We start from the raw sequence: 26,970 nt of genomic DNA on the forward strand, positions 1-26,970 counted from the left end.
AACTAGGCAATGCACTCATTAAGTCTCTGGTCCCACACTCCGAACTTGCATATGGCTAGTTTCTGGCCGGATCTAAAGGTTCAAGAATTAGGGAACACAACGGGTCAGCACCTGAGAATATTCGGTTCTCGCGGCTTGGTTTGAGGGTGCGCATCTGACAGCCGAGAGACATACATGAGATATGATCCGGAACGTGGACGACCGGGCGAGCAATATCCCTCCTGAAATATTTCATTCCCTTACCAGCGGCAGAAGTTATCCATTCAGCGAAGGCCTTCACGATGACCTTCCTCTAGCAAAAGCAGGGGTCTACACCATCTGGAGAGGTCCGGAGTTTATCTATGTCGGCATTGCCGGCCGAGGCCTTGACCTGACCGTCGAGCACAAACGGATGCGCGGCATTCGTGATCGGCTCGGGAGTCACTGGTACGGAAGAAGATCGGGAGATCAGTTCGGAGTCTATGTCTGCGACAGACTAGTTCTGCCGCAACTCACGTCAGACCAAATCAATCAGATTGCTGCAGGGAAGCTGTCTCTGGACGCCATGACACGCGTGTACATCCATCAGCACCTCAGCTACAGGTTTGCAGTGGTGGCGACCTTCCCTGATGCAATTTCAATTGAAAACTCCTTCGCAACTGGAACTACACCGTTCGGCAAGCCGCTACTCAATCCGAGAAAGAGCACGAACGCGAGGAAACGTAGCCGTGGCCTTAGCCCAAGCTGAGCCGCACATAGCCCCTGCATACAATTACTGATGAGAGAGCCGACATATGGTTCCTAATCGAGTTGGCAGCCTCCGGCCTATGGCTGCAGCTACGGATCCCGCAGCCTAATTACTCGGCTCGAAGCGCTTCGACGGGATCGACAGCAGCGGTGCGGCGAGCCGGCAGATAGCTTGCCAGTGCCGCTGCAGCAACCAGGACAACTGGTACCGCTGTGAACGTGACCGGATCGAGCGGACTGATGCCGAATAATAGCGTTCGCATGAGACGCATGAGGCCGGCTGCCGCGCCAAGGCCAACAGCTGTGCCAACTCCGGTAAGCACTAACGCTGAGCGAACGAACATCCACAGCAGTTCACTCTTCTTCGCGCCCAGCGCCATCCGTATGCCGATCTCGCGTGTGCGCTGCGAGACCGCATACGAGATCACACCGTAGATGCCGAGGATGCCGAGAGCGAGCGCCATTATTCCGGCAATGGCCAGCATGGCAAGCGTGAATGAAGTGCGCGTCATAGATTGGCTGTAGATATCCTGCATGGTGCTGATTGCCGCAACCGGCAGATTCGAATTCACCGACCAGACGGCCTGTTGCATCTCGTTGATGAAGGCTTGCGTCCCCGCCCGGCCGCTCCGCAAAGCGAAATAAGCAGTGCGCCTGGCATCGAAAGATCCAGGACCGAAGATGTCTCGCATCATCGAAGGCCAGTACACGGTTGCGGGTGAGATCTGGTCGATACCGTTCTCGCGCACATCCTGAACTACACCGACCACCTCATGCCACGGCATGCTGGAAAATTCGCGGAACCGCTTACCGACAGCTGCGTTGGGCGTTCCCCATAGCTCGCGAGCCAGACTCTCAGACACGATACCCACTGGCCTCAGGCCGTATATGTCCGTCCATGCAAAGTCGCGCCCCGCGACCATTCTCGTGCCGGCGGTATGGAAATAACCCGGCGAGACGTAGTTGAACAGGCGCAACGGAGGCCCTTCGCCTTCGTAGCTTTTTCCTTCGATGGTTATTTCATTCCAGGCCGGTTCTGCTCCACTCATGGGAACTGAAACGGCGAAGCCTGCAGAGGAAACTCCGGGAATCGCGGCGAGTTTGTCCTGGATGCTGTTCTGAATCCGCACGACTGTCTGCGGATCGCGAACCAGCGTCTCCGGAATCGAAACGCGCATCACCTGCAGCGACGCGGGATCGGAGAAGCCCGGATCGACGTTGCGCATCGCATGGAAGGTACGGATCATCAGGACGGCGCTGATGAGCAGCACCAGCGCCATAGCGACCTGTGCCACCACCAGAAGGTTGCGTCCGCGCTGCCGCTCGCGGCTCGTGCTTGCCGTTCGCATGGAACCAATCAGCGGCACGGTTTGGCGCGAAGGAAGGTAACGCAGCACGGGAATCGAGCCGAACAGCAGCCCGGAGAGCACCGAGAGAATCAGGGTGAACGCGAGCGACTGGCCGTCGAGTGAGATCTCACTAAGACGCGGCAGATTCTCCGGTCCAATCGCTATCAACAAGCGCAGTCCCGCATACGCAACTCCCACGCCGGCTGCACCGCCTAGCAGGCCAAGCGTCACGCTCTCCAACAACAGCTCGCAGGCAATCCGCCATCGTGCCGCCCCGAGCGCCGAGCGGACCGCAAGCTCCTGCTGGCGCCCATCGGCACGCACGAGCAGCAGGTTGGCCACGTTAGTGCATGCGATCAGCATCACTACGCCGATCGTCGCCATAACTACCCACAGCACATTGCCGACGCTGCCGACCACTTGATCCTTCAAAGGCCTAAGCTCCGGCGTGATCTTCCAGGTCTCGTAAAAGTGCGGATTGGTGCCCGGACCGTTCGTCCACGAATCCATCCAGACATTGAGCAGACGCGCCAAATCCGCGTCGGCCTGCGAGATCGTAACGCCCGGTCGGAGCCGCCCGATGCCACGGTACGCAAAGCCGGCCAGCGGTTGCTTGACCGGATCGAATGCCATCGGCTCTAGCAGGTCGAAGTCGTAATTGACCACCTTGAATCCGCGCGGCATCACGCCGGCGATCTCGTGCGGTGTCAAGTCGACGCTGATCACGCGGCCAACCACACTCGGGTCGCCGCCAAACCGCCGTTGCCAGTATCCATAGCCCAGCATCACCCGCCGCGCCCCACGCGGGTCCTGGTCCGCAACGGTCAACCATTGCCCGGCGGCGGCAGGCACACCCAACGTCTGGAGAACGCCATCGGTAATCAGAACCGTATCAACCTGCTCGGGCTGCCCGAGTCCCGTAATGCTTCCAGTCCCCGGCTGCCATACCCCCACGGATTGGAATGTACGATTGTGCGCCGCAAAGGTGAGATACATCGAGGCCGACATACGCAGTTCATCCCGGAAGTTGGCCAGCCCGGCCGCGCCGGGGGCGAGCAGACGCATCGCAACCAGTTGCTGCGGCTCAGGGTAGGACAGCGGCCGGATCAGCACGCTGTTGACCACACTGAACACAGCTGTATTCGCCCCAATGCCAATGGCGAGCGTGGCCACCACGGTGGCCGCGAACCCCAGCGACCGCCGCAGCCGGCGGCACACATGCTTCAGATCCACGAGCAGCGATTCGAGTCTCTGCCACTGCCACACTTCACGGCTCCGCTCCTGGAGGAGTGTCACATTGCCGAAATCGCGACGCGCGGTTCGTTCGGCCTCATGGCGCGACATGCCCTCTTCCATCAGTTCATCGATCCGCTCGTCAATGTGTTCCTGAATGGAGACAGAGATATCGTCATACCGGCGATTTCTGAAGAAGTAGCGACTGAATCGCGACAACCCACACCTCCTATGCTTTGGCTGCGGCAAGCACACGGGTAAATCCCTCAAACATCCTCTCGAAACTGACAACTTGTCTTTCGAGATGACGAATGCCCGCATCAGTAAGCCGATAAATTCGCGTTGGTCGACCCTTGGCCGAGGTCCCAGTCTCAGCTTCCAGCCAGCCTTCCTTCAGCATTCGCTGCAGCGCCGGATAGAGCGAACCCTCTTCCACCTGGAGCAGGTTGTCGGAAACCTGCTTGATGTGCTTCACCAGCGCATAACCATGCATAGGCTTCAACCGCAGCGATTGGAGAATCATGATCTCCAGTGCGCCGGGGAAAAGGTCGCGATGTTCGGGATTTTTCGCCATCCCAGAAATGGTATGGCTACAATACCTATTTTGTAAATAGGTATGTGCGGACAAAACTCCGCCGAGAAAACAGAGTAGGGACGAAAGAGTTCATAACTCCGTCCGAACGACATCGTCTAGTAGATTTCTTCGGCGGTCTCCGTTACCTACAATCTGTGTCCATCGACCATGCCAGCGAAGCATCACCTTACTTCGGGCCGGCAAGCCGATCAAGTTGTCTTCGGGATCGCTGAAGTGGCCGACAACCAGGCCTCCCCCAGGCTTGATTTCGGGGGCCGTCAAGCGCTTCCCTCCGAGGCTCTCGGCCTTTTCGAGCGCGGTCTCGACATCGGGAACTCCGACGTAAAAGAGTGCATGGCTTTGATAGCCTGTGCCTCCGCCGACGCCGCCGGGAATGCCCGTCCCGTCACTGGTCGTGTTGCGGTTCACGAAGCCGTAATTTCCCCTTTGGGAGACAGCCTCCGAGATCGGGCCGCTCGTGTCGAACTCCCATCCGAAAGATCGTTGTAGTAGGTTCGTAGCTTGGCTGGATCTGTCCCGATGACTTCGAAATGCAAAACTCGTTGCCCCATAGTTGGTCCCTCCAACGCTTGCCAATCTCTTAATGGACTCATCATTCCAGCGGTTAGAATTGTGTTTAAGCCGCTTCCACTACCGACAAAATATTCCCTGCAGGATCCTTGAACCATGCAATGGTTGGCCCATTCCCGCGAGAGATTCCGCGCGCGTCCGTCTTCAGGCTCGGTTCGTTATAAACCTCAAATTGCACGCCGCGTCGGCTCAATTCCTCGACAGTTTTTTCTACGCTTTCTACGGGAAAATTCAGAACCGTGAAAGTGGCCGGCTCGTGATTAGGTTTCGGGTACATCAGAGCTTTGGTGTCACCGGAAAGTGGCACAACCAACGTACCTTCTGGACCGCTGGAAAGGTCCAGCTCGAGGGTCTTGCCATAGAATTCCTTTGCCTTCTGAATATCGTTCACCGAAAAACTGCTGAACGCCTTCTTCGCGTTGATCATGGTCAACTCCTAAAGGTTTGACGTTCTGGTTTGATGCGGAACCAGCTTTCGTGGTTGAGAGTGCGAGGCGAAAATCATGGGGTAATGTTGAGGTGGCGGGCAATCCGGGAGTGATTCGTGGATTAGTAACGACAAACGCACTTAGATGATGTCACACGCTTTCAGTGCGCAAGCTGTTCGCATTTCCGCAAATGACCGCTACAGCCCCCACAGGATATGGCCAGATCCTAGGGAGCGGCGTCGAATTCTGATGACATGAAGCGCCTGGCATCTGAGAACGTTCAATTCTCGGAAGCTGGATAAACACCGCACCTGACCTCGGACAAATGGAATGTCGTCCGTTCTTTCCTCAGCGCAAAAATATGCCCTCCGAAGAGGGCTGCGTTTGGAAAATAAAAGTATTGCTTCCAGACTCTAACATGTAAAGTTATCGGCATTCATCAATTATGTTTTGGAGTGAACGATGACCCTGAAACGCCTTCTCCCCACCCTCGTGGTTGGGGTTTCTCTGCTTGCAACACCGTCCTTCGCCCGAGGTCGCAGTGGTTCCCATTCCACCACCTCTTCCCGCAATAGCGGGTCCCGTCCGTATTATGGCGGCGGATCCCATATCTCATCTCATGGCGGGTCGTACCATCGCGGGGGATCCAGCCACAAAGGGGGACACTACACCAGCCCAACCGGTTCACGCCGCTACGGACGTCATAAGTAGCCCTCCTGTGCCCGATGGACCAGGGTTACCCCAACCTGGTTTCAAATTCCGATAGACGTCGCAGGTTGATTAGAGAATGCGCTATTGGTGGGTCAATCAGAATCAGACGCATCGCCACGAGATCGGCGGCGGCTACTTATGGTCCCCAAAGCGTAACTCCAACGGCGCAAGAAATCCCTTTTATGAGTTCATGCGCGAGACTGCGCCCGGCGACATGGTTTTCTCCTTTGTCGACACCCGGATCATGGCTATCGGGATCGTCGGCTCTTATTGCTACGAGAGCCCGAAGCCTCCAGAATTTGGTTCCGTCGGAATGAATTGGGAAAAGATAGGATGGCGAGTTCAGGTTGACTTCACTCACCTCCGGTCTAGGATACGTCCGAAAGATCACATGGGCTTGTTGCTCCAAACCTTTCCCGATCGATACTCGCCGCTGCAGAACTCCGGAGACGGAAAGCAGGGTGTCTATCTCGCTGAGGTCCCCGATCTCATGGCACAAGCTCTGATCGGACTTATCGGAACGGAAGCAGAATTATTAGTGGCTCGCGCGGCCCAGGTTTTACCCTTCGCCTCTGTTCGTCCAGAAACAGCGGATCTGGAGATCTGGGAGCATCACATCGAACAATCGCTCGAACAGCTACAGACCCTCCCCGAAACCGATCGGGAGACGTTGATTATTGCCCGCCGTGGTCAGGGTCTGTACAAGCAGCGAGTGATGCAGATCGAGACTCATTGTCGAGTGACCCAAGTGGACAACCCTGCTCACCTTAGAGCCAGTCACTGCAAGCCCTGGCGGGATTCTAACAACGAAGAGCGCCTGGATGGCGAAAATGGGCTCCTATTGACCCCAACGATCGATCACCATCAGCGGCCGCGTCCCGCTGCATCTCATTTTCGATACCAATTTGTTCGACATGGAGACGGCGGAGACGTCCGCCGGTTGGGTGCGTGAGTTAAACGGGACGCACACCCCAGAAACCGAAGAATATGGAATCGGCAACTTCGTCTATCGCGCTAGGCGCCCGTTTCATCCAGAGAGACTCGAGGATCTCACCGACGAAGGATTTCCCAACGTCTTGCGCGCAAAGGGCTTCCCCTGGTTATCTTCGCACCACGACGACCTCATCCTATTCTCCATCGCAGGGAATACCCTCTCTGTCGAGCCGCAGGCTCACTGGCTAGCGGTCGATTCCGATGCGGAGCACGACCCGGATACGCCGGAGTATATCGGAAAGGTTTGGGAGGCTCCTTACGGGGATCGTAGACAGGAGATTGTCTTCATCGGCGTCCAGATGGATCGGCCGAAGTTCGAACGCCGTTTGAATGATGCGCTCCTCACTAATGAAGAGATGTCTGCGGGACCTGAGGGTTGGAAACGTTGGAACGATCCCTTCGCAGCTATGTTTAGCGATGGTACTGCAATCGAAGCATAAGGAGAGGAAGCATGGCGAAGATCTGCCCAATCACAGGCAAACGGACGCGAAGCGGCAACAAACTTTCGCACGCAAACAACAAAACCCGGCGCAGATGGGAACCCAACCTGCAACGGAAGCGCATTTGGATCCCTTCACAGAAACGTTTCGTTAGGATGCGAATCAGTACACGAGCCCTGAGGATGATGCAGAAGCTTGGAGTCGAAGCCGCATTGCAGAAAGGATTCGGCTCATGAGAACCATCATCAAGCTAGTTTCTACGGCAGGAACCGGGCATTTCTACACGACAAACAAAAACCCTAAGTTGCAAAGTGGAAAGCTGGAATTACGAAAGTACGATCCCGTCGTGCGGAAGCACGTCCTGTATCGAGAAGCCAAAGCATAGGCAAATTGTATTGCTCGCGTCACCACTAACCAAGCCCAAAGATCGCGACCCCTTATCTCCACACAGCTCAACTTAAATGCACAAACAACAAATTCCCTATGACGTAATCAAGGCAGGCTCGAGCCTCTTGCATCGACAGTGCCTGTCTTGGGGACAGGACATCAAGTGCCCAGCGGGGAACCTTCTTTTGGACTATGGATTTCAACGTCAAAGACCGCCAGAGGGCCTGACCGGATCGAGCCAATACACCATGATGGTGGCCGACGCCTTATATGTGAGGTTGTGGGGATTCGGCCTCTACTACGGAGGTGAGAAAGGAATCTTCTTGAATCGGTATTCCTTTGTACCGCGATGCGCATTTCTCTGCGCGTGCTGGCAAGGTAAAGAGATGGAGGGACTACCCCGTGAGCGAGACCTTCGATTGATGCCTGGTTTGCTGCGGTGGATTGCAGTCTATGAAGAATGGATTAAGAATCGGACTTCAGCAAAGTATCAACTTCAGAGAGTCGCCAATTCAAAAGCCAGAAGGTCAATCGATCGACACTCAGCGACGACTTGGCTGAACATGGCCGACAAGATAGAAAAGCTTCTACATAACGTCTGACCAGCCACAAAAGCCGGTTCTCAGATCGCCCTTCTATCTGCAGTCTGCGCAAAGTCCAAAAAGAGAAAACTCATGACCAAGCACGCGAAATCCACGCGGGAGTTTCGGTTTGACCTGGATATCGCAACCACTCATCTCGAAGACCCTCCCGCAAGTCCTGCAATGGAAGTGATGATGATGTTCTTTTCCGGCTACTTCATATCGGGGCGCTTCTCCGGGAAGCTCGACCACCGTGAGGAACTTCTCGTCCGTCATCGTTGCAATGTTTCGGTAGACGGTTCCAAGGCTCATGTTCTCAATTTGCTGTTGCGTTATCGCTAGGACTTCATTCGGAGACAACGGCCGATCCGCGGAAAGCAGTGCCTGCCGAATCGCATCCTTTTGCTTTGTGTTCCGGGATTGAAGAATACTCGAAGGCATAATCGTGTCGCTACTAGCTTACCAATACAAATAGAAAGAGACCACTTCTTTGACGCCGGAAGTCAGGTGGCTATTCGGGAGCGCACTCGATAGAGCTCACTTCTGACGGAGCTGCGAATCGAATTTGCAGCTAAAATTGCCTCATGCTTGATGCTTCGATTTGCCGGATTATTCGCCTACAACTCGGAGAGTTGCCGATCCGGCAGTGCCAAGTGTACGCAAGTTCCATATCCATCTGAACCGATTGTGGGGCGAGCGGACTCTACATCCTAGGCTCAGTCTTCATGCGGGTTTACGGGCACTTTGCGATGATTATTACCATACCCAACAATTTCGATAGCTATCGTCACCGTTCCGACGACGATCAACCCCTAGGCATAAGCTGGAGGAAGTTATGTTTAAGCCACCTTCTACGAGCGAAGCCAAGGATTACACCTCCGAAGACTGAGATGAACCACATAGCCAAAAACACCCTGAAATGTTCACTCACCAATCGGCGGGTAGATCGAGTGATCTCAGCGATTCTGATGTAGGTAATCTTGTAACCCTTGAGTGAGCTCGGAAGGTGAGGCGGCGAACTGACCTTTACCTCGTTCAGAGGTTTGGCAGGAGACGGCTTTGGCACCAGCGTAGTCCGTTGGACTGTGCGCTTGAACTCCCGTTGCTCATTTGGTTTGAACTGTTTCGGCGAGAGCTGCCGCACCTGCTCGTTGATACTGTCTTTCAGTTTCTCGTTGCCGCAGGTGTTGGCAGTGCATGCGAGTCCATTCCTCGCGACGTTGTGAGCATACTCCTGGATCATCTGCTGACGCTCTCCTGCGGTGAACCTGTAGGTCCCCTGCCGATCCACTTCAAGCAGCCGTCCAAGCAATGCCTGTCGCGCAGCTGGGTTCGCCTTCTCCATGAACTCCTTCACGCCAAGGTGATAGTCGTCGTTAACGTAGACGTCGTACATCTTCTTCCAGACCTCGGGCGAGACGGTCTCGGGGGCAGTTGCCTTCCAACCGTAGAGATACTCGACGGCCTTGGTCATCTCGCGGGCTCCGGCGTAGCCCTCCTTCTGCATCTCGCTGATCCACCTTGGATTCCAGTTGCGCGCGTTCAGCTCGGTCGCGATGAAGTCCCTAGCTCCCTCGACCTTCTCGTGTCCGGTGCGCCGCAGATTGTTGATAACAAGCTCCGGATGGGCTCCCGCCGCTTCGGAGGCGATCCTTAGGCCGCCCATCCATTGATACACGTCGTCGTTATCGACGGCGCCATAGAGATTCGATGTCACACTGTGCAACACGACCTGGTTGCCCTTCAACTGATTTTGAAGGAGCTTCGGAACCGTGGTGCCCCAGGTCTTCTCGGAGTAGACATAGTTCATCTTGGAGAGGTACAGATCGGCCATCGTCTGATGTTCGTCGACATCACGCGACTGCTCGACCATGTTGGAGAGACCGAAGCCATAGTTACCGGGTGCGGTGGAGAAGATACGCGCACCAGCGTACTCAGCTGCCTGCTCTGCGCTCATTCCCGTTGCCATAAGGGCCTTCGCTGTCTCACGGTTCTGTCGACTTAGAGCGTTTTCACCAGCGGCGGCAGCCATGCGTGCGGCACGGTCGAGCAGGATGATCTTCTCGGCAAGCCCATCCACATACAGCCCGCTTGCGGTGAAGACGACATTGACGCGCGGATGGGTGAGCTTTGCATCAGGGATGAGTGAGACGCGATCGACCGCTCCACGCCCGTTCCATTCAGGCTGTGTCCCCATGAGATACAGAGCCTCAGCCTCCATCGCTCCCTGCGTGCGGCCAGACTCTCCTTGCCACAAAATCATGGAAATGTGATCCGGATATTCGCCGTGATCCTGCCTGTAGCGGACGAGTAGCTCATCGCCCATGCGCTGGCCCAGTTCCCATGCAGCGCGCGTGGGGAGCATATTCGGATCGCCCTGATGCAGGTCTCGTCCAGTGGGGAGCCCATACGGGACATTGAGAGGATCTCCCACTGGTCCGCTTGGGAGATACTCGGCATGGAGCACCTTTGGCAACTCATCAAGTTCCCGTGCGGGAGAGATGCGGAGATTGGCGATCCATGTGCGCGCCTCAACGATGCTTGAGACTGACTTGGCACGCGTCTTCTCTGGAAGATCGGATGGAACAATGATGTCACGGCCCTCGAAGATCGCATCGCTCCACTGCTTGATGTACGGAGCCACGAGTTTCTCCTCATCAGACATGAAGCCGTTGCCGACGAAGGCTTCAAGACCAGCACGCATACGGTCCTCCAAGGGAGGCTGGCCGAGCGTCGGGAGGCCCAACGGGAGAGGAGACTCTTCGATTGTGTCTAGGAAGGAGATTGCCTTCTCCATAGCCTCATCCGGCTTGCCCATATCGAGGTTGATTTGCTTAATCAGACCAAGACGATCCATCTCCGCTGATGCTGTCTTTACGTACTCTGCGGCCAATGGAGGAGCAGCTTCGTGGGTCTCTGTCCAGCGGCTCAGCGCCTCGTTCAAGGTTCCAAAGCGCTCCTCGAAGCCCGTCTTAGCCAGCATCGGTGTCAGGTGGGAGATGAGCACAGCAGCGCCGCGACGTCGCGCCTGGATCGCCTCGCCATCTCCGTCCATAATGTAGTAGTTGATATTTGGAAGGTCGCCAAGAAGAACTTCGCTGGTGTCCCATCCAGCCTGACCAGCGTTCTTTCCTGGAAGCCATTCGAGGGTACCGTGCCGTCCCATCTGGATCATGGCATCGACTCCGAGCGTATTGCGATAATAGAGGAACGATGCGACGTAGCCATGATGAGGGGGCAACGTCGCGCTGTGCTGGACGTTCGTGTGCTCCGCGAACGAGGCGCGAAGCAATTGCGGGCCTAAGAAGACGTTGCCAAGCTGCACTCCGGGAATCACAAAGAACTTCTTGCCAGCGGGAGAGGTCCACGCCATCAGCTTCGCGTCCTCTGGTTTGCCCCAGCGATCGTTTACTGCGTTCCTGAACTTCTCTGGCAACTCTGCAAACCACTTGTTGTACTGGGCGACAGGAACGAGGATCGCTCCGCCCTTGCGCACGATTGCATCCAACTCACCCGGCTCCCAGTTCTCGACGTTGTGGCCGACCTTTGCAAGCTGGGTCAGAATCTCGTCCGTTGTCGGAAGCCTTTCGCCTGTGTTGTATCCAGCCGCTTTCAGAGTCTCAAGAACGGCTCGGATACTCGGAGCGAGGTTGAGGTAGCTGGCACCAATGTTCCCTTTGCCTGGAGGATTGTTGTAGTAGATGATTGCGAGCTTCTTCTCAGCATTCGGCTTGTCATGCAGCACGATCCAGCGGTGTGCACGCGCCACTGCGGCGTGTACGCGTTCCGGGATGGCCTCAAGATGAGGTGGAATACCTTTTGCACCCACTTCAGTGGTGCCAACGACGATCGGCTCGGTTGCACCAGCCGCTTCTGGATTCGAGAGGCTCGAGTTGATGCGATCTGGAGTGATGCCCTTATCCGCTGCCTCCCAAGCGGCGCGCGTCTGTTGCGAGATCATTAGGTTCATGACATGGACATTTTGCTTCGCGAGCAGCAAGCGATCTTCTGGCTTACCGAGTGCCAGTGTGAACATCATCATCAGGCGAATGGGATCTGTCGATGGCTGATCGAAGAGCTTGGCAAGACTTGCGTGGGGAAAGCCGACGACTGCGGCGGACGCCATGCCTTGTCGCTCTAGCTCGCGCAACAACCCGTCGATGACGGCGGTGTCTCGATCCTTGATATAGCTATAAAAGGTATTGACCGTGACCATCTCCCCCTGATTGGGCTTTGCCTTTCGGTACCAGGCGAGATACTCCGACATCGTGGGAAAGATCTTCGGTGCGTCGGGATGATAAATTCCGGTGTTGGCGATCTGGATGGGAGAAGGAATGGGGTCTGATAACTTTCCTCCCGCTGCCTGATACATACTCAGCAGGAAGCTGAGCATGTTTTCCTCTCCACCATTATTGAAGTACGGCATGAGCTTGGTCGTCAACTTCACCGACGGCTCCGCATTCCATCCACGCTCAAGAAACTCTGGAACGTCGGTCGCGACCTGAAGCCCGTGGGCTAAGGCCTGCTTCGCAGCAGGCCTTAGCCTCTCCAACATCTCGATGGTGGGGTGTTGCATGAAGATCACTTTCGCCTGAAGCAGTCGCTCGGGTGTGAGATCGTCCTCTCGCAGAAGCGAGCAGTCACAGACGTTCGTGCCAAAGCGTTTCTGAAACTGGACCATCGCGACGGGCATCACCTGCGAACTGTGCAGGACGATGATGACGTTCGGGATGCTCTTCGATTCAGACGAGGCTGCTTGCTGCGACCAGACCGAGCCGACAGCACACATCACAACAACGAGCAGAGCTTGTGTTCTCTTAACCACGTTCATGACAGCTTCCTCTCGTACGAGCCTTCTCATGCGTTGGCGATGCAGTTCAGAAGTGCAACCGAACACCGGCGTAGGTAGAGCGCCCCGGTGTGCGATAGAACTGGAAGTACTGCCTGTCAAGCAGGTTGTCACTGGTGCCGGAGAGCTCGACGTGATTCGTGACTCGATAGTTGACGTTAACGTTCATCAGGAAGAACGGGTCATAAGCTCCGGGAACCCCACGAATCGTATCGAGGTTCTGATCGGTCTCGAAGGTCGCGCTGGCATAACGAGCGGTCAAAGCGCCGGTCCACTTACTCTTCACGGCAAGTAGCTGGCCCGCGATCATATGCTTCGGCGTATTAGGAATGTACTTGCCCACCGTCGTCGGATCGGCTGGGTTATCGGTGATGATCGCCTGCAGGTAGGTGTAGGTTGGCCGGAAGTTCAGCCATGGAAGAATCCTCTGCTGCAGACTCACTTCGACGCCACGGGTACGTCCGCTGCCAGCGTTGACGTTCACCAGGTAATTCCCTCTTGGATCGACGGCGAGATCGGCAGAGCGGTAGATGAGGCCGCTGATGTCGTTCTCAAAGTAGTCGAGATCCAGGTTCAAGCGGCTCGTAAAGGACTTCCTAATACCCGCCTCCCAACTGCGAACATGCTCTGAACGGAGATTCGGACTTGCTGCGTAGATCGTCCCACCGGCGTTGAAGGCGGCGTAGAGCTCGTAGATGGTTGGATTGCGGAAGGCCGATCCTACGCTGGCGCGCAGGATCGCTCCGCCTGGCAGACTATAGGATGCACCGACCTTACCCCCGAGGAAGTGATCGGTTCGGTCAGAATAGAGTGTTCGAGAGGTGAGCGAGCTGTAGTCGTTGATGAGTCCGCTGTAGGTTTTCCAATACTCGTAACGACCTCCAGCAACCAGACGGAGCTGAGAGAAGAGCGTTACCTCATCCTGAGCGTAGACTGCTTCATTGACACTCTGGCCATAGGCCAGATAGGTCTGCTGCTGCTGTGTTGCGGGCTGCAGCCAATCCGACATCGCGTAGCTCGCGTTCTTCGCTTCATCATGGCGAACTTCGTCGCCGAAGGTGAGGAGGTTGCCATGAAAGGTCTGATAGTACTGACTGTTCGCGTGGAAGTTGTTGGCGTTGGTGTCGGTATAGGCTCCAGCACCACCGGTGAGTATAGAGGTTGGATCGGGAGAACTGTAGTGCGAGGTCGGTAGTGCGTTGTAGCCGGCGTCGACGCGCACCGCGCGGTTGTCGTTAAACGCATGCGAGACAGAGGCGCTTAGAAAGTTAGTCTGCTGGCCCCCGGGAACCTGCAAGAAGGAGGAGGGACTAATCTCGAAGGCCTGAATACCACTCGGCGTCGAGACCTGGAAGAGGCCCGTATCCACCGGCACACCTGCCGCGTTACGCAAGAAGCTTGCATAGGGGCCATGACCGTACGTGAGACTCTCACGAATGTATTGCACTCGGAGGTTCGTCGCGTTCGTGAAGGCGTAGTCTGCCGCCGCTCGCAGACTGTATTGGCTGAGCCAGTTTCGACCGCCGTTGCCTACGAGCACGACCTGGTCTCCATAAGGATCGCTGGTGAGCTTCGCGCCTAAGACCGGATCTCCCGTTCCCGGGAAGAGAAAGGCTGTGATCGGAGCGTTTTGATATCCGCCGAACTTCAATCGTTCGTATCCAAGGACGAGACCTAACTTGCCGAAGGATTCCGAGTGATGGGCCAGATTGCGATTTGTCGAGTTCGAACCGTACTCTTCACCGACGTCAAAACTGCGTTGGGAAGGTCGTCGTGTCCGGATACTGATCACGCCACCAAGAGCATTCCCGCCATACAGTGACGAGAAGGGTCCTCGAACAACTTCAATTCCTTCGACATCATTAACGGGGATTACATTCCAGGGAACACCGCCGAAGAAAGAGTCATTGATCGGCTGGCCATCGAGTAAAACCAAAGTTCGATTCGGTCCATTGAAGCCTCTCAAAAGCGCTGCGGTCTCCGTATCGGCCAAGCCCTGAATGCGCTGCACATACAGACCAGGTACCTGATCCAAGCCCTCGTCGAGTGTCTGGACATTGCGAGCTTGCAATTCTCTTCGAGAGATAACGCTCACCGAGGCAGCGGAGGTCTGCACATCTTCTGATTGACGAATCGCCGTCACCTCAACCGTCTGCTCCGGATGCAATAGCGCGAGATCTGCAAGGACCTTCTCAGATGTGATCTCGACATCAATGCTATTTCCTTTAAAAGCCGACTGAGGAAGTTCTCTGTCGTACACAGTCATCCCGGACACGGAGACTTGAAGGCGATAGTCCCCTGGGTAGATGTTCTGAAACTTGAACCCTCCGGAGTCGCTAAGCTTGACCGAATCGACAGTTTTATCCGATGAATTGAGTAGGCGGACTACAGCGCCAGTGAGCCTTTCACCGTTGCTGGTCCGAGCTTCGCCCTGTACCGAGATTTCTGACTGCGACTCCTGAGCGAACGAATGGAGGCCAGATAACAAGCAAAGAAGAAAGTACAACAGAAATCTCTTACTGGAATACATGGGGAATATTGAGTTCCTCTTGAGGGCAAATTTTTTTCAAATGTTAATAATAATGATAGCGTAATACCATTAAGTCAAGCTTGAAAAACTTCAAGGGAATAAACCGGACCGCCATGGTGTTTTACAACCGGAGGCGACTTTGACTAAGCGCGTTGTCGGTTCCAGCCAAAGCACACAAGGATATTCAAATGATCCCTTATGTTGGCCCAGTGATGGCGAGAGCCGTGACGACTAGGCAACGCAGCATCGAACCTGAATCTGAAATTTGCACAGACCCTCCTCGAATGCCGCGGAGCAGTCCTATCTTAAGTTACTCGCAAGCCATACAAGGATTACGGCATTCCACGCGGCTCGCCGCCACGGTAAGCCTGATCTTACGATGGCTCCAGTAATATAACTGCGGAAAGCGGGTGATGCGCTTCTCGATACCGGGCATCCCAATGAGGACCATGCCGGCCCTGCCCTCGTGACTCGCTTGCGGAATATATGCCCAGGACGAGGGTTTAAATCACTAGAAGATTTGGTTCAGGGAGTGTGGTCCAGTGATCGCCGTAGATAATATCAACCTTGCATGGATGGGTCGTATTCTTGTGGTGGCAACCTGCCTTCCGATGGCGCTGCCGGGAGCAAATAAATCTACTGTTCAACAGAGCCTGCCGATGCACGAGACGCGTCTCGCGACAAACGATCTCAAGCTCTCTGGCAACTTGTCCGATTTGCCTCCGGGATCTCACCGCTACGTCGCCTACTCAGACCTTCTTAAACTTCCTCAAGTCACCTTCACGGTTGAAGACGACTCCAATTTCAAAGGGAAGACGTATATAACCGGCATCTATCTCGACGATCTTCTGCGGATGCTGAACATACCCCAGCAAAATACCCTTGTTGCTGCCATCTGCGACGATCAGTACGAAGGTCACTACACCTTTGAGTATCGTGCGACACACCATCCCATCCTTGTCCTGCGTATCAACGGGAAAAGGCTGAACGCACAGGAGCGAAACAGTGACGGTGGAACCTACGGTCCATACCTGATCTCGCACGCGTCGTTCGCTCCCCGTTATCGGGTCCTTGCGTATTCAGAGATGTCGCAGATTCCCAACGGCGTCTTCGAACTGCGGTTCCTGAATGAGACTGCGGTCTTCAGCGCCATTCACCCGGCCGAGAGCTTTCCCCTGAATTCGCCCGAAATATCGGGTTATCGCATCGCCCGGGGTAATTGCCTCCGTTGCCACAACGAAGGAGCCTATGGTGGCCACAAGGCCGGTATACCATGGACTACGATTGGTCACACCGCGATTGCAGACCCCAATAAATTCGCCAATTACATCAGGAACCCCAGATCGGTGAATGCCTTCGCTCACATGCCGGGCTTCCCGATGTATGACAAAGCGACTCTCTCTGCGTTGACCGCCTACTTCAAAACCTTCGCGACGGAACAGCAGAGATGACCCTGCGCCTCGCGAAAGTTGCACTAGTCGCAGCCGTTGCCTTCTTTTACACGTTGGTCGTCTTCAACAACCTGACTGACTATGGATCGAACTATCAATTCGTGCACCACGTTCTGCTGATGGATACAACCTTTCCAGGAAATCGTGGCATGTGGAGGGCGATCCACTCACCCCTCGTCCAAACGATATTCTACGACGGAATTATCGCGTGGGAAGCGGTCGTCACGGTGCTGTCGTGGATCGGAGTCGTTCATCTCCTGCGGGCAATTCGCAAACCGGCGGCTGCCTTCAACGCCGCCAAGTCTTTCTCAACCCTCGCTCTCACTCTCGGGTTGTTGCTGTGGTTATTCGCCTTTATCAGTGTAGGCGGCGAGTGGTTCCTGATGTGGCAATCGAAGCTCTGGAACGGCCAGGAAGAGGCATTTCGTATGTTCGCCTCCATCGGTATCGTCTTTATGTTGCTCGTGCTGCCCGAGAGCGAATCAGGCGCATGAGTTGAACGGTGTCCCGATTAGCTCTCGTGTGGCTTCGGTGCGACCGTTTGTGACAATATCTCCCTGACGGCAGGGTATCTGGAAAAATACATCGCCTAAAGGAAAACGAAGTTGAGCCTAAGACACCAGCCTAAGAGGTACAGGATCGCTTTTGATTTCGCGAGATGGTCCCTCTCTCTTCCATCCTTCGAGCTCGATATAATCATACGAGTACATTGAGACACGATCACTGTCTCTGGGGTAGTACGTCTTGGCATCGGCTATTGTTTGTAGTCGCCGAAAACGTGAGGTCCGGGGCCGGAGAAACCAAATCCTGCTCTGACCTGAAATCGGCGTGATCCATCTAACTATGGAGATGCTTCGGCGTTAGTGCTACACGCTCCCTGTGAATGGTGCGGCAAACCCTGCGTACCCCATGGCGAAACTAACAGAGAGCGCCACTGCCTACATAGAATGATCTTCCTTCGATTGAGTGCTTCCGAACTTCCCGCCGTGATTGACAGTTTCAGGAGGGGATGTGGGGATCTTTATCCCGTACAGGTCAGCGTCAATTCCGAGGCCTGCTTGGTGGTCTTGTCCGAGGCTAATCTATAGTCTAAGCAGAGGCTAGGCGACAACAGTTCGATGCCTCAGTATTCGAGACACATAATGGTGAACTAGCCCGATGGGCGACTGGTAGGAGTGAGCGTGCGTCGAAGCCTATTTATGATCATCGCCGTTGGTGTGCTGGCATCGCCTTTCAGCACTTCTGCCGCCCCGGTCAACCCCCGGCGGCAGCGGCTCCGAGCTGCGAAAACATAGGCCGTGCGATCGCAGCAGCTCATGGCCCCATCGGAACAGTTGAGGATTGCACGGCGAAGAGCCAGGAAGTCGGGGGCTCTCTGCCGTACACGGTCCTCAGAATGTGCCTGGTGACGATACCGGGGCAGCGGCTGCCGATCAGGGTCGGCATCGATGGTGCAAGTCACCAGTTTTTTCATGGCCATGATGACTCGGATGGCCGCGGTGCGGGGCCATGGGATTCGGAAGATCGACGGCACCGGTTATGGCGATCTCGCCTATCTCTTACCACAAGATGCTGGTGGCTTTGCGATCGACGCCGTCGTCGGAGATTTGGGGCTGAACATCGCCTATATGCCCAACGACCAGGACATCCAGAACGTGGCCGAGCATGTCATCAAGCTGATGCGATCACACGCTTCATCTCCAACCTTCTCTTCAGAATAAGCGCCACCGATCCGATAATTTTTGTTAGTGTCGCAACTCTTTTCTGTCTCTTGCGCCGGCGCGACTTACATTCCGGCGTCTCGTCGATGCGGGTCGATCCTGTGACTGCCCTGCGCTATGAATAAATGGGGACTGGCAAAAGGCCGTGTACCATGTTCGTACCACCGTCATGACAGCTCCGTCACACTGCCCGACCTTTTGCCGCTGGGTTGTGCTGGGCCGGTGGGGGATGTATTGTGTCCGGACCGCTGCAGCGCCAAAGGACGGTGGGTGGACCTATCGCTTGTATGGCGGGGCGTGAGGTTCCACGTTGGTGAAGCTGACTGCCAGCCACTTACCATTCTGTTTCTGCATGACGTAGGTTCCTAGCGTAGGCCCCGCGGTACTTTGGGAAGACACCTGCACTGTAGATACCTGGACGACTGCAACATCGCCGGGAAGAAAGCGGATCTTTTCGATGGTGTAATTCCTCTGACTATTGCGGGCGGAAGCCGAATGAATGGCGACAAGGTCTTCGCGAATCGACGCTTTTCCTTTATCCCATTCACCAAAAACATTGATGTGATCGATGTCTTCAGAATAGATGGAGACCATTGCGTCTGGGTCGTGTGCATTCCACCCGGCATAAAACCTGGCTAACACTGTGCGAATTGCTCGCTCTTCTTAAGCTTGATTGGTGAGCTGGCCAGCATAAGCCAAGCCTGCTACTAGTAACGTAAGGACAAACACTAAGCGTCTCATCAACTGCCTCCTCGGAGAGTTCTGCACAATCTTGCTTTGATAAAGGACTGTTCCCGGAGTGGCTAATTGACCCGGGGCCAGCTTGCACGTTCCGAGCACTTGATGAGAATCCATTTGTGACGCAAGTGAAGCGGCGCCGAAACGATGATATTTCCTAATAGTCGGATTTCGACAACTTCGCTTCCGTTTCTGAAAACCATGTTTTGCTGGGATTACACTGTCACTGACGATAAGCCGACTTATCAGTACTGATCCGATCGTAGCGTTTCCACATCCTTCCCCGAGCGGCACCTCACATATGTGCAGCAGACGTGGCGGATTTAGCGGGCGTTAGTATTTCTCTTCAGCTTGTCCAGGCAGTCCGACCATTTGCGCGCTTTCCATCCACAATCCCCTTATGGTCGTCTCACTTTGCGTCAAATCCGAAGGATCCGGCCACGTTAGTTTGCCCTTCACGAGTGAGGCGTAGATGCGGCCAGACGGCGGCACAATCGTTCCGAAACCCAGATCGGCAATCGCATTTCCTGCCTGCACGAGCGTGTTCGCGGTCCGAAGTCTGGAAGCCACCGTCATCATCAACTTTGCCCACCAAGGCCATTCGCGAAACAGCGACGTGCCGCGGGTCAGTCCAGGATTGTAGGCAATGACCCGCATGCCATTCATCTGCGAATCGATGGAGGCCTCGAAGGCACGCGCCGTAAGGAGATTACTGAGCTTCGAGCTTGCATAAGCCTTGATTCCTGGCATAAAGCCCTTGCCCTTAGCTTTGGGATGAGCCAGCGCCTCGGGATTGAGTTCCTTCGGTCCGAATGGAACCATCTTGGGGTCGTGGACATCGCTCGTGGTGACGACGATGGTGGCGTTCTTCGCGAGGTTGGGCGTTAGAAGCCTCAGCAGAAGATAGTGCGCAAGGTGGTTGATTGCGAATGTGGATTCGAATCCGTCAACGGTCCGATGCTTGGTGTTTCCGAACTGCGCCCCGGCATTCAGAATGAGGATGTCGATCTTTGTGCCGTCCAACTTCTCCGTGAGCGAGTGAACGAAGGACCGAACATTCGAAAGGCTCACCAGATCCAACGGCAGGGTCTCGATCGACGAATTCTTGTTGTCTCGCGCCCCAAGGATCAGTCTCGTGTTTGGAGTGTCGGAGATTCTATTGGCGGCAACTGCACCGAAACCGGCAGTTCCGCCTGTCATAACGACTGTTTTCATTGAATCAATCCTCTTTGTAGAACTAAATCGCTAAGGTGTATGGACCGCCTAAACGTAGCCACCCGTAACCTCGATACGTTCCGCATTGATCCAGCGATTGTCCTCTGAGAGCAGCGACGCAATCATCCGACCGACGTCGTCGGGAACACCTGCCCTCCCCAGCGCTGTCCCCTTCGCCACCCTTCTGTTCACGGCAGGATTGTCGCGGACGATTCCTCCACTGAAATCTGTCTCCGTAGCTCCCGGCGCCACAACATTGACAGCGATCCTCCGCGGGCCAAGTTCCTTCGCCATGTGCTTGGACAGTACCTCAAGCGCGCCCTCCATCGAGGCATAGACGGAACCGCCCGGACCGATCATGCGAGTTCGTGCTGTCGACACGTTGACGATCCGGCCACCATCGTTGATGAGAGGAAGAAGTTTCTGCGTGAGAAAGAAGACGCCTTTGAAGTGGACGTTGTAGATGTTGTCGAGTTCTTCCTCGGTCGCCGTCTCAAAAGGCATGTTGCGGTGACTGTTCCAGGCGTTGTTCACCAGGAAATCAAAGCGCGTCGCTCCGAGCTTAGCGAGAGCATCTTTCACACCTTCGACGAAGACACCGAACGGTGCGACGGTGCCGGTGTCCAGTTGTAAGGTTATGGCTTCCGCTCCTGCGTCCTTAGCCGCGGTAATCACCGCCTCCGCGTCCGTTCTATGCGTGTGGTACGTGAAGATCGTATGGACGCCGCGCCGCGCGAGGTTCTCTACCGCACTGCGTCCAATTCCACGACTGCCACCGGTAACAATCGCAATTTTATTTGGGGTAACTGCATCTGTTGCTATCGACATTTCACTCTCCATTTTGCTTATATATTGTCTGTCTAGACAGTTGTTATTGTTGCCAAAAAAATCAACTCAGCATCCGCCATAGGGCATCGAAACCCTCTTTGCGGTGCTTCTTTGCATTAGCCGGATCCTGCGTCATGAAATCCATCGTCGCCTCCGCCACAGAGTTCATAAGCGCAATCAGGAAACCCTTTGACACTTTCTGCATGGGTCCGTTGGCGCGAGCACGTTCCAGCAAATCGGCGACCGGGGCCATCATCTTGTGTCCCACTGCGCGCGTCTCTGGAGTGATCTCGTCGGATACGTTGAGCTGTGCGAGTGCTCTCCGCTTCTCCGGGTTAGAGATCGTCCAGTTCATCCACTTCTTCCACAGGTCGAAGAACTGCTCACGGACTTCGGCATCCGTTGAAAAGTTCATCGCGCCGGTTGCCATCTCCATTTTTAGCTCAAGATAAAGCTGGTTGAAGAGATCCGTCTTGGTCGCGAAGTAGGTAAAGAGCGATCCGTTCGCAACGCCAGCTTCTTTAGCGATGACCATCGTAGGCGCACTCAGGCCCTGCAGCACGATGATGCGCGTCGCTGCCTCCAGAATCGCGGTCCTCTTCTCGTCGCTCTTGGGTCTTGGCACATATCCATTCTATAGGTAACCGTCTAGCCAGTCAACAACAATTCCACTCTCTGTGCACGCGTGACCTATGCCTTCAGAAGACCGAGGCGCTGGATCCAAACAACTGGGTTTCAGCTGTATCGATTAAAGCTCGAAAAGGCCAGTTGCCTCCACAGTCGTTTGAAGGGGCAGCGGCGCCGGCGTGAGTGACTGGCGGCCCTTCCGGAAATATTTCCTGCGACTCACTTCGCGCGGGAGCGTGGTGGGCTGTATTGAAAGACCTGCTCCAGCGGAACGCCGAAGACATGCGCGATTCGAAACGCAACCTCAAGCGAGGGTGAATACTTATCGTTTTGCCGAAGGCGATTGTCACCCGCTGCAGTGCTTTGCAAGCCTGAAGGGCATGCGGAAGAGGTACTGGCCCCGCTGAAAACAGAAGGGCTAGACGCTTCAGTAATCCAGATCGTCCATCGAAGGCGCCAAGCCGAGATCGCGTTCCGAGGTGATTTGCCACTTGCCATCGGCCCGGACCAGTTTAAGCTGGGAGGGGACAAACCACTCGGAGACGGGTTCACCGTTCTCCTGCACCATATAGTGCTTTACCAGATTTACCTTCGCGTTTCTACCGCCCTTACGTGTTAGGTTTACTCGCTCCATCTTCACAGTCCAGATGCCCTTACGCTTGTCGATCGCCGCTTGTTTGTCGGCCAGAACCTTATCCCGGCTGACATCGTGACGAAGGAAGTATCGTCCGACCGGGTCGGCATAGAAAGCAGCCTGGGCAACGGCATCGCGGGAACGCAGCGCGAGCTCCCAATCTTTCACCACCGCCGCTGGATCTTTATCCGAGCCAGGTTCTTTCGGGGCAGGAGTCTCTACCGCGGGCTGCGCTGGAGATGCCTGCGGCAAAGCGGCAGGCGGCTGATGCACATGAGCTGTGGGAGCCCTCTCTTCCAGATGACGGGGAAGATAGAGCCAGGCGGCCGGGGCGACAACGAGAACGATGATGGCTGCCACCCGTGCGCTCCACTTCAGAAGCCGGGACTTATTTTCGTCATCTTCGGAGTTCAAGCCATTTAGCAGCGTATTGGAAGAGCGGGTAGAAAAAGTCTGCGTTGCCCTGAGAGGTTCTTGCGGGGGGGGCTTCGACATGACAGCGCCAGGCGTGGCGATCGCGATTGCTGTCGGCAGATTGGGCCTGCCCGCGCTCACAGGTCTGTACTCGGCAGATCGGGGCTCAACACCCACTGTTTGCGGCGGGGGCTTCGGCTGCTTCTCTTCAGAAGCCAGGGCTTCTTTTACCGCTGGCGGGAATTGAACAGTTACAACTTCCGGCTGGACCTTCTCTGCAGCGGCCTGTGACGCAGGCGGGGGTTCAGCGACGATCGGCTCGGGCCTAACGATGGGCGTGGATGGTGCATTTTCCTCATGCTCTTCTGCCGAAGGTTTCGGGGTACGATATACCTCCGCGGCGGTCGATTCCACAGGTTCCGGTTCAGGCTGTATCTCTATCTCAGCGATCTTTGCATCGGGAACTTCTTCGGGGACCGTCTCGACAAACGTCTCCGCCTTCGAAGAGGTCACCGACGGCTCGAGCTCACCGGAGGATCTGTCTTCGAAGACTTCATCGGTGGCACTCGAGAGCCCGGCTTCCTCTGCCAATGGTGCTTCCGGCAGCGCCTCGAAATAAGCAAGTGTCTCTGGCTCTGCGGAGACAGGAGTCTTCTCCTGCGCAGACGTGAGCCACCGATCCACTCCCAGCTGTGTCCTCAAATCCTCGAATACGCGATCGAGCTTCGCCTGTACGACACTACCCTGCGGAGTATTTCCCAGAAACGCAGACGCCTGGAAGCTGACGTCCGCATCGATCGTGGTTACGCCATCCTCTGCGTTGACGTCTATGACAGTTCTGTCGCGGCGATTGATTCCACGAGGCGAAGGGCCTAGCCCGAAGAGCGTGATTCTCCTACCCTCACGCACGACATCCTTCGATACCGAACGAAGACAAACTTCCAATACCCCCAAAACCTGCTCCGGACTCTGACCCGGAATCCGGGTTATCGTTTGAAATCTCAAGAGGCCCTCTTTACCAAGACAGAATGTGTTCCGGAACTAAAGAAAGCAGGTGTGCGTGAACAATAAATCGTTTTGGCGCTGATCCGACATAGTCAAATGGAAAACAGGTGATCAGTGTCAGGCCAGGTTCGGTCCCAGCATCCAGTACATCTACTCGCTCAGGTGTGACGATCTCCATCGAATCGACGCCGTAACGAAAAGTTCCTGTGCGGTCCGTCAGCTGGATCTCCATGGCCTTCTTCACGTTGCGGAGTGGACGAAAAAAGGAGTCGCGATGTCCGACCAGCCCTACCGTCCCAAGTCCTCCAGGCAAAGCCGTCCCGGGGATATACCCGACCCCTTTGCGCAGACTCCCGGGGTCGTAGTCCCCGGCGATCGGCACTGTGAGGTGAAGCGCAGGAATATCGATACGTCCGATGGGATCACCCTGGTCTTGATCTCGCGGCTTCTGTTGAATCGGGATATGCGGCGTACCTGACGGTCCCCCGCCTGCCTGCTGCCCATCGAGCAGGGCAGCAGAGTTGCGGTAAGCGTTAGCCTGCGCCGCAAGAAAAGTTCCATATCCCAGGCAGCACACGCCTACGATCCAGAACAAAGATTCAATGTGCACCCAGCGCGGCATGGCCTCTCCTGACAGCTCTTCTACGAATCACACGCAGCCATGCGGAAACGAGTACCGATGCAAATCCGCAGAGCCAGACGAGGGGAACGGGAACCAAACTGGCCATGTGGGGAAGGGCCGCGATCACCGGCTTTGGTTTGGGAGCCGCAGCCTGCTGGTACCGCTCTGCCTTGATGCTTCCCTGGACGCCTTCGACCTGCTCAAGGTGCAGCAACCACAGGTTCAGGAGCTCCATATCGCTCTGCGATAAAGTATTGTCGACAGGCTTTCCCTCCGAACCCGGGTCCACTGCCGGAACCTTCGCAGGGTTTGCCGTGGCGATCTTGACTGCATCGTCCTTCGGATAGACAAATTCCACGGCTGAAGGAGCGCCGTTGAAGGACCAACCTCGCAGGTACTTCGTTCCTTCCACCGGGTTGGCCCACGCGAGAGGACCACTTGTGCGCGGTTTGCTCAACTTCGCATCTTCGACTGCCAGAAATGTGGAGTGGATAGTTCCATTGCTACCCTCGACTCTAAGGACAACGCGATCCGAGAGTCGATTTACGATCTGAATGGTGTAGTTGCCGGGGCTGAGAACGGCGCCGGGTATCGCCGATGGTGTTGAGATCACAAAGGGAACTGGGTTCGATCCGGGTGCCGCAAAGAGCGGCAATGCCAAACCCGAAAACAACACTGCCAGACAAGGAAGGATAAGACGTCGTGCTTTTAGGATGGTTCTACTTGTTGTATGCATCGTGGTCAAACTCCTTGGAAAAGCTGGTCTATCCTTTACGACGCTCCCAATCTGGCCTATGGAGTTGATTTTGCTAAATCTTTAGTTCCCGTGGACTGCAAACCGAGGTAACCGGTCCCAAGAGCGGAATCGGTTCGCATCTGCCCATTCTGCTGTCACATACGGGCCGTAAAGTGTGACAGCTAGAGCATCCATACACCAAACTATCGTTGTTTGTGCCGGAATTGGCCAGGTTTCGGCAAGTCGGGCGATGACTCTCTCAGACAAGTTCACGGAGCCGACATCCTGAGTGAATATGCGGCGGCATCACGACGTGAAGGGAGCGAGGTTTGATGCGAGCCCTCGTACTACTGGCCCGTTCGCGTTGGATGACTAGGGCGTGAGCTGTTCCCTTGGCAAGCGGCGGGCTGGTTTTCAACTCTTCCCCCATCCCGAGAGCGGGGTGCGCTTGTAGTTTGTCCTGAATTTGCGGACGTGCAATGAACCTAATTCCCTGGCTGTCCCAGCTCTGGTGGCGTAGGATTTTTTCAGAGGTGCAGCTTGGGCACGACGACTGACACTGGAATGTCTCTCCGAGATTTACTCAGCGATGAGTCATTTCTCAATAGACCTGCGAAGCCGAGAGACATCCAACAGCCGTTCGACGCACTCCGTCGCCTGACGGAAACATTTGCCACACATCCAGAGGACGTCCTTCAGGAATTGGTCAACGTCGCGATGACCTGCTGCAACGCGGATAGCGCAGGAATCAGTTTGGAGGAGCCCGATCTCGAAGGGAAGCCGACCTTCCGATGGGTCGCCATCGCCGGAAGCTTCTCTCAATATCTTGGGGGTCGGACGCCTCGATTCTTCAGTCCTTGCGGTACGTGCCTTGATGTGGGCAGACCCCATCTCTACCGACTTGAAAAGGCCTACTACGACTTCCTTGGCGTTACCGCCAAGCCGATTACAGATGGAATCCTCATCCCATGGGAAACAGAGCAGATCCGAGGCACTATTTGGGCCGTCTCGCACGGATCGGAGGAGGCGTTTGACCGGCAGGATTACGAACTCTTGAAAAGCCTTTCGGACTACGTCGCCGTGATTATTAGGCAACAGGCTTTGAATGAAAAAGCCCGGCATCTAGCAAGGGTGGAAGCATCAGCAGAACGCGCGCACAGTCTGGCGCACCAGATCAACAATCCTCTTCAGAGCTTGACGAACACAATGTTCTTAGCCAGTCAGGGTGGACCAGAAGCAAGCAAATATATGAAGACTGCGCTCGCAGAACTATCTGAATTGTCCCTTCGCGTCGGAAAACTGCTGGATTTGCGCTATCCCGACGAGCAGATCAATCAACCCAAACTGTTCGTAGTACCTGGCCTACCGGAAGCGCCGCGCGTTGCGATCCATCCCCAAAAGCGGTGAATATACCCAGCGTATCTGCATCTGCGGGGGCTTCAGCGATGGGAAGCGGTTCTACCAATAAATCTTTTTGCGACGACCACAGATTGTCGTTTTGCTAATTATTTGGCGAACTTCTGTGCTAATTATGTGGCACACTTCTGCGTGTGGACGCGCTCTCCGCAATCCCGCAATCGTCTCGCG

At 55.4% G+C, this 26,970-nt stretch carries 24 protein-coding genes; 10 read left to right on the forward strand and 14 right to left on the reverse strand.

What is annotated here, in order from left to right:
• The first annotated feature begins 181 nt into the window (after positions 1 to 181).
• Entirely contained in the window at positions 182 to 727 is a 546-nt protein-coding gene (locus AC5S26_RS26865) for a hypothetical protein (RefSeq protein ID WP_494188031.1), read from the forward strand.
• Positions 728 to 836: 109 nt separating this feature from the next.
• On the opposite strand, the gene AC5S26_RS26870 is transcribed toward AC5S26_RS26865, so the two are convergent.
• The 4 genes from AC5S26_RS26870 to AC5S26_RS26885 all read right to left on the reverse strand — a co-directional run bounded on the left by AC5S26_RS26870 (position 837) and on the right by AC5S26_RS26885 (position 4,900).
• Positions 837 to 3,527, reverse strand: a complete 2,691-nt coding sequence (locus AC5S26_RS26870; RefSeq protein WP_494188032.1) for an ABC transporter permease — start codon at positions 3,525 to 3,527, stop codon at positions 837 to 839.
• 10 nt (positions 3,528 to 3,537) lie between these two features.
• Positions 3,538 to 3,936, reverse strand: a complete 399-nt coding sequence (locus tag AC5S26_RS26875; protein WP_494188033.1) for a PadR family transcriptional regulator — start codon at positions 3,934 to 3,936, stop codon at positions 3,538 to 3,540.
• A 36-nt stretch (positions 3,937 to 3,972) separates the two neighbouring features.
• Complete coding sequence (locus AC5S26_RS26880) at positions 3,973 to 4,311, reverse strand: VOC family protein (RefSeq protein WP_494188034.1); 339 nt, start codon at positions 4,309 to 4,311, stop codon at positions 3,973 to 3,975.
• A gap of 208 nt (positions 4,312 to 4,519) precedes the next feature.
• Positions 4,520 to 4,900 carry a VOC family protein gene (locus AC5S26_RS26885; protein ID WP_494188035.1) on the reverse strand — a complete coding sequence of 127 codons (381 nt, stop codon included), beginning with the start codon at positions 4,898 to 4,900 and terminating at the stop codon, positions 4,520 to 4,522.
• A 463-nt stretch (positions 4,901 to 5,363) separates the two neighbouring features.
• Here AC5S26_RS26885 and AC5S26_RS26890 point away from each other — a divergent pair, with 463 nt between their 5' ends.
• From AC5S26_RS26890 to rpmG, 5 genes are all read left to right on the forward strand, one after another.
• Positions 5,364 to 5,612 carry a hypothetical protein gene (locus AC5S26_RS26890; protein ID WP_494188036.1) on the forward strand — a complete coding sequence of 83 codons (249 nt, stop codon included), beginning with the start codon at positions 5,364 to 5,366 and terminating at the stop codon, positions 5,610 to 5,612.
• A gap of 76 nt (positions 5,613 to 5,688) precedes the next feature.
• Entirely contained in the window at positions 5,689 to 6,564 is an 876-nt protein-coding gene (locus AC5S26_RS26895) for an HNH endonuclease (protein WP_494188037.1), read from the forward strand.
• Positions 6,557 to 7,045 carry a CobW C-terminal domain-containing protein gene (locus AC5S26_RS26900; protein ID WP_494188038.1) on the forward strand — a complete coding sequence of 163 codons (489 nt, stop codon included), beginning with the start codon at positions 6,557 to 6,559 and terminating at the stop codon, positions 7,043 to 7,045. Before AC5S26_RS26895 ends, AC5S26_RS26900 begins: the two co-directional genes overlap by 8 nt.
• Before the next feature lie 11 nt (positions 7,046 to 7,056).
• A complete protein-coding gene (rpmB, locus tag AC5S26_RS26905; RefSeq protein ID WP_494188039.1) occupies positions 7,057 to 7,281 on the forward strand; it encodes a 50S ribosomal protein L28 in 225 nt (74 codons plus the stop codon).
• On the forward strand, positions 7,278 to 7,430 hold the full coding sequence (rpmG, locus tag AC5S26_RS26910; protein WP_494188040.1) for a 50S ribosomal protein L33: 153 nt from the start codon (positions 7,278 to 7,280) through the stop codon (positions 7,428 to 7,430). Before rpmB ends, rpmG begins: the two co-directional genes overlap by 4 nt.
• A 637-nt stretch (positions 7,431 to 8,067) precedes the next feature.
• On the opposite strand, the gene AC5S26_RS26915 is transcribed toward rpmG, so the two are convergent.
• The 3 genes from AC5S26_RS26915 to AC5S26_RS26925 all read right to left on the reverse strand — a co-directional run bounded on the left by AC5S26_RS26915 (position 8,068) and on the right by AC5S26_RS26925 (position 15,368).
• Positions 8,068 to 8,454 (reverse strand): Fur family transcriptional regulator, encoded by a 387-nt coding sequence (locus AC5S26_RS26915; RefSeq protein ID WP_494188041.1) that lies wholly within the window; start codon positions 8,452 to 8,454, stop codon positions 8,068 to 8,070.
• Between the two features lie 364 nt (positions 8,455 to 8,818).
• Complete coding sequence (locus AC5S26_RS26920) at positions 8,819 to 12,844, reverse strand: cobaltochelatase subunit CobN (protein WP_494188042.1); 4,026 nt, start codon at positions 12,842 to 12,844, stop codon at positions 8,819 to 8,821.
• Positions 12,845 to 12,890: 46 nt separating this feature from the next.
• On the reverse strand, positions 12,891 to 15,368 hold the full coding sequence (locus AC5S26_RS26925; protein ID WP_494188043.1) for a TonB-dependent receptor: 2,478 nt from the start codon (positions 15,366 to 15,368) through the stop codon (positions 12,891 to 12,893).
• 566 nt (positions 15,369 to 15,934) lie between these two features.
• On the opposite strand from AC5S26_RS26925, the gene AC5S26_RS26930 reads away from it, so the two are divergent.
• The 3 genes from AC5S26_RS26930 to AC5S26_RS26940 all read left to right on the forward strand — a co-directional run bounded on the left by AC5S26_RS26930 (position 15,935) and on the right by AC5S26_RS26940 (position 18,564).
• Positions 15,935 to 16,843: a c-type cytochrome gene (locus AC5S26_RS26930; protein WP_494188044.1), complete on the forward strand. Its 909-nt coding sequence runs from the start codon at positions 15,935 to 15,937 to the stop codon at positions 16,841 to 16,843.
• Positions 16,840 to 17,337 (forward strand): DUF2165 family protein, encoded by a 498-nt coding sequence (locus tag AC5S26_RS26935; protein WP_494188045.1) that lies wholly within the window; start codon positions 16,840 to 16,842, stop codon positions 17,335 to 17,337. The genes AC5S26_RS26930 and AC5S26_RS26935 overlap by 4 nt, the downstream gene beginning before the upstream one ends.
• 954 nt (positions 17,338 to 18,291) lie before the next feature.
• Complete coding sequence (locus tag AC5S26_RS26940; RefSeq protein ID WP_494188046.1) at positions 18,292 to 18,564, forward strand: hypothetical protein; 273 nt, start codon at positions 18,292 to 18,294, stop codon at positions 18,562 to 18,564.
• A 276-nt stretch (positions 18,565 to 18,840) separates the two neighbouring features.
• On the opposite strand, the gene AC5S26_RS26945 is transcribed toward AC5S26_RS26940, so the two are convergent.
• The 7 genes from AC5S26_RS26945 to AC5S26_RS26975 all read right to left on the reverse strand — a co-directional run bounded on the left by AC5S26_RS26945 (position 18,841) and on the right by AC5S26_RS26975 (position 25,383).
• Positions 18,841 to 19,215: a YybH family protein gene (locus AC5S26_RS26945; protein ID WP_494188055.1), complete on the reverse strand. Its 375-nt coding sequence runs from the start codon at positions 19,213 to 19,215 to the stop codon at positions 18,841 to 18,843.
• Between the two features lie 420 nt (positions 19,216 to 19,635).
• Positions 19,636 to 20,517: an SDR family NAD(P)-dependent oxidoreductase gene (locus tag AC5S26_RS26950; protein WP_494188047.1), complete on the reverse strand. Its 882-nt coding sequence runs from the start codon at positions 20,515 to 20,517 to the stop codon at positions 19,636 to 19,638.
• Positions 20,518 to 20,565: 48 nt separating this feature from the next.
• The gene (locus AC5S26_RS26955) at positions 20,566 to 21,345 is read right to left on the reverse strand and encodes an SDR family NAD(P)-dependent oxidoreductase (protein ID WP_494188048.1); all 780 of its coding nucleotides are present in this window, start codon (positions 21,343 to 21,345) and stop codon (positions 20,566 to 20,568) included.
• 61 nt (positions 21,346 to 21,406) lie between these two features.
• Positions 21,407 to 21,970 (reverse strand): TetR/AcrR family transcriptional regulator, encoded by a 564-nt coding sequence (locus tag AC5S26_RS26960; RefSeq protein ID WP_494188049.1) that lies wholly within the window; start codon positions 21,968 to 21,970, stop codon positions 21,407 to 21,409.
• 429 nt (positions 21,971 to 22,399) lie between these two features.
• Positions 22,400 to 24,025, reverse strand: a complete 1,626-nt coding sequence (locus AC5S26_RS26965; RefSeq protein ID WP_494188050.1) for a hypothetical protein — start codon at positions 24,023 to 24,025, stop codon at positions 22,400 to 22,402.
• A gap of 10 nt (positions 24,026 to 24,035) precedes the next feature.
• On the reverse strand, positions 24,036 to 24,647 hold the full coding sequence (locus AC5S26_RS26970; protein WP_494188051.1) for a class D sortase: 612 nt from the start codon (positions 24,645 to 24,647) through the stop codon (positions 24,036 to 24,038).
• Entirely contained in the window at positions 24,625 to 25,383 is a 759-nt protein-coding gene (locus AC5S26_RS26975; protein WP_494188052.1) for a hypothetical protein, read from the reverse strand. Before AC5S26_RS26975 ends, AC5S26_RS26970 begins: the two co-directional genes overlap by 23 nt.
• Positions 25,384 to 25,923: 540 nt before the next feature.
• Between AC5S26_RS26975 and AC5S26_RS26980 the strand changes: the two genes are divergently transcribed.
• Positions 25,924 to 26,790: a GAF domain-containing protein gene (locus AC5S26_RS26980; RefSeq protein WP_494188053.1), complete on the forward strand. Its 867-nt coding sequence runs from the start codon at positions 25,924 to 25,926 to the stop codon at positions 26,788 to 26,790.
• Positions 26,791 to 26,970: the final 180 nt, after the last annotated feature.

It is taken from the genome of Edaphobacter sp. FHG110511_03, assembly GCF_059115365.1.

Coding starts and splice junctions, on each gene's coding strand:
- AC5S26_RS26975 (WP_494188052.1), bottom strand. CDS start 25,383: ATGCATACAACAAGTAGAACCATCCTAAAAGCACGACGTCTTATCCTT.
- rpmB (WP_494188039.1), top strand. CDS start 7,057: ATGGCGAAGATCTGCCCAATCACAGGCAAACGGACGCGAAGCGGCAAC.
- AC5S26_RS26920 (WP_494188042.1), bottom strand. CDS start 12,844: ATGAACGTGGTTAAGAGAACACAAGCTCTGCTCGTTGTTGTGATGTGT.
- rpmG (WP_494188040.1), top strand. CDS start 7,278: ATGAGAACCATCATCAAGCTAGTTTCTACGGCAGGAACCGGGCATTTC.
- AC5S26_RS26940 (WP_494188046.1), top strand. CDS start 18,292: ATGGTGCAAGTCACCAGTTTTTTCATGGCCATGATGACTCGGATGGCC.
- AC5S26_RS26955 (WP_494188048.1), bottom strand. CDS start 21,345: ATGTCGATAGCAACAGATGCAGTTACCCCAAATAAAATTGCGATTGTT.
- AC5S26_RS26950 (WP_494188047.1), bottom strand. CDS start 20,517: ATGAAAACAGTCGTTATGACAGGCGGAACTGCCGGTTTCGGTGCAGTT.
- AC5S26_RS26895 (WP_494188037.1), top strand. CDS start 5,689: ATGCGCTATTGGTGGGTCAATCAGAATCAGACGCATCGCCACGAGATC.
- AC5S26_RS26970 (WP_494188051.1), bottom strand. CDS start 24,647: ATGCCGCGCTGGGTGCACATTGAATCTTTGTTCTGGATCGTAGGCGTG.
- AC5S26_RS26865 (WP_494188031.1), top strand. CDS start 182: ATGATCCGGAACGTGGACGACCGGGCGAGCAATATCCCTCCTGAAATA.
- AC5S26_RS26915 (WP_494188041.1), bottom strand. CDS start 8,454: ATGCCTTCGAGTATTCTTCAATCCCGGAACACAAAGCAAAAGGATGCG.
- AC5S26_RS26935 (WP_494188045.1), top strand. CDS start 16,840: ATGACCCTGCGCCTCGCGAAAGTTGCACTAGTCGCAGCCGTTGCCTTC.
- AC5S26_RS26885 (WP_494188035.1), bottom strand. CDS start 4,900: ATGATCAACGCGAAGAAGGCGTTCAGCAGTTTTTCGGTGAACGATATT.
- AC5S26_RS26890 (WP_494188036.1), top strand. CDS start 5,364: ATGACCCTGAAACGCCTTCTCCCCACCCTCGTGGTTGGGGTTTCTCTG.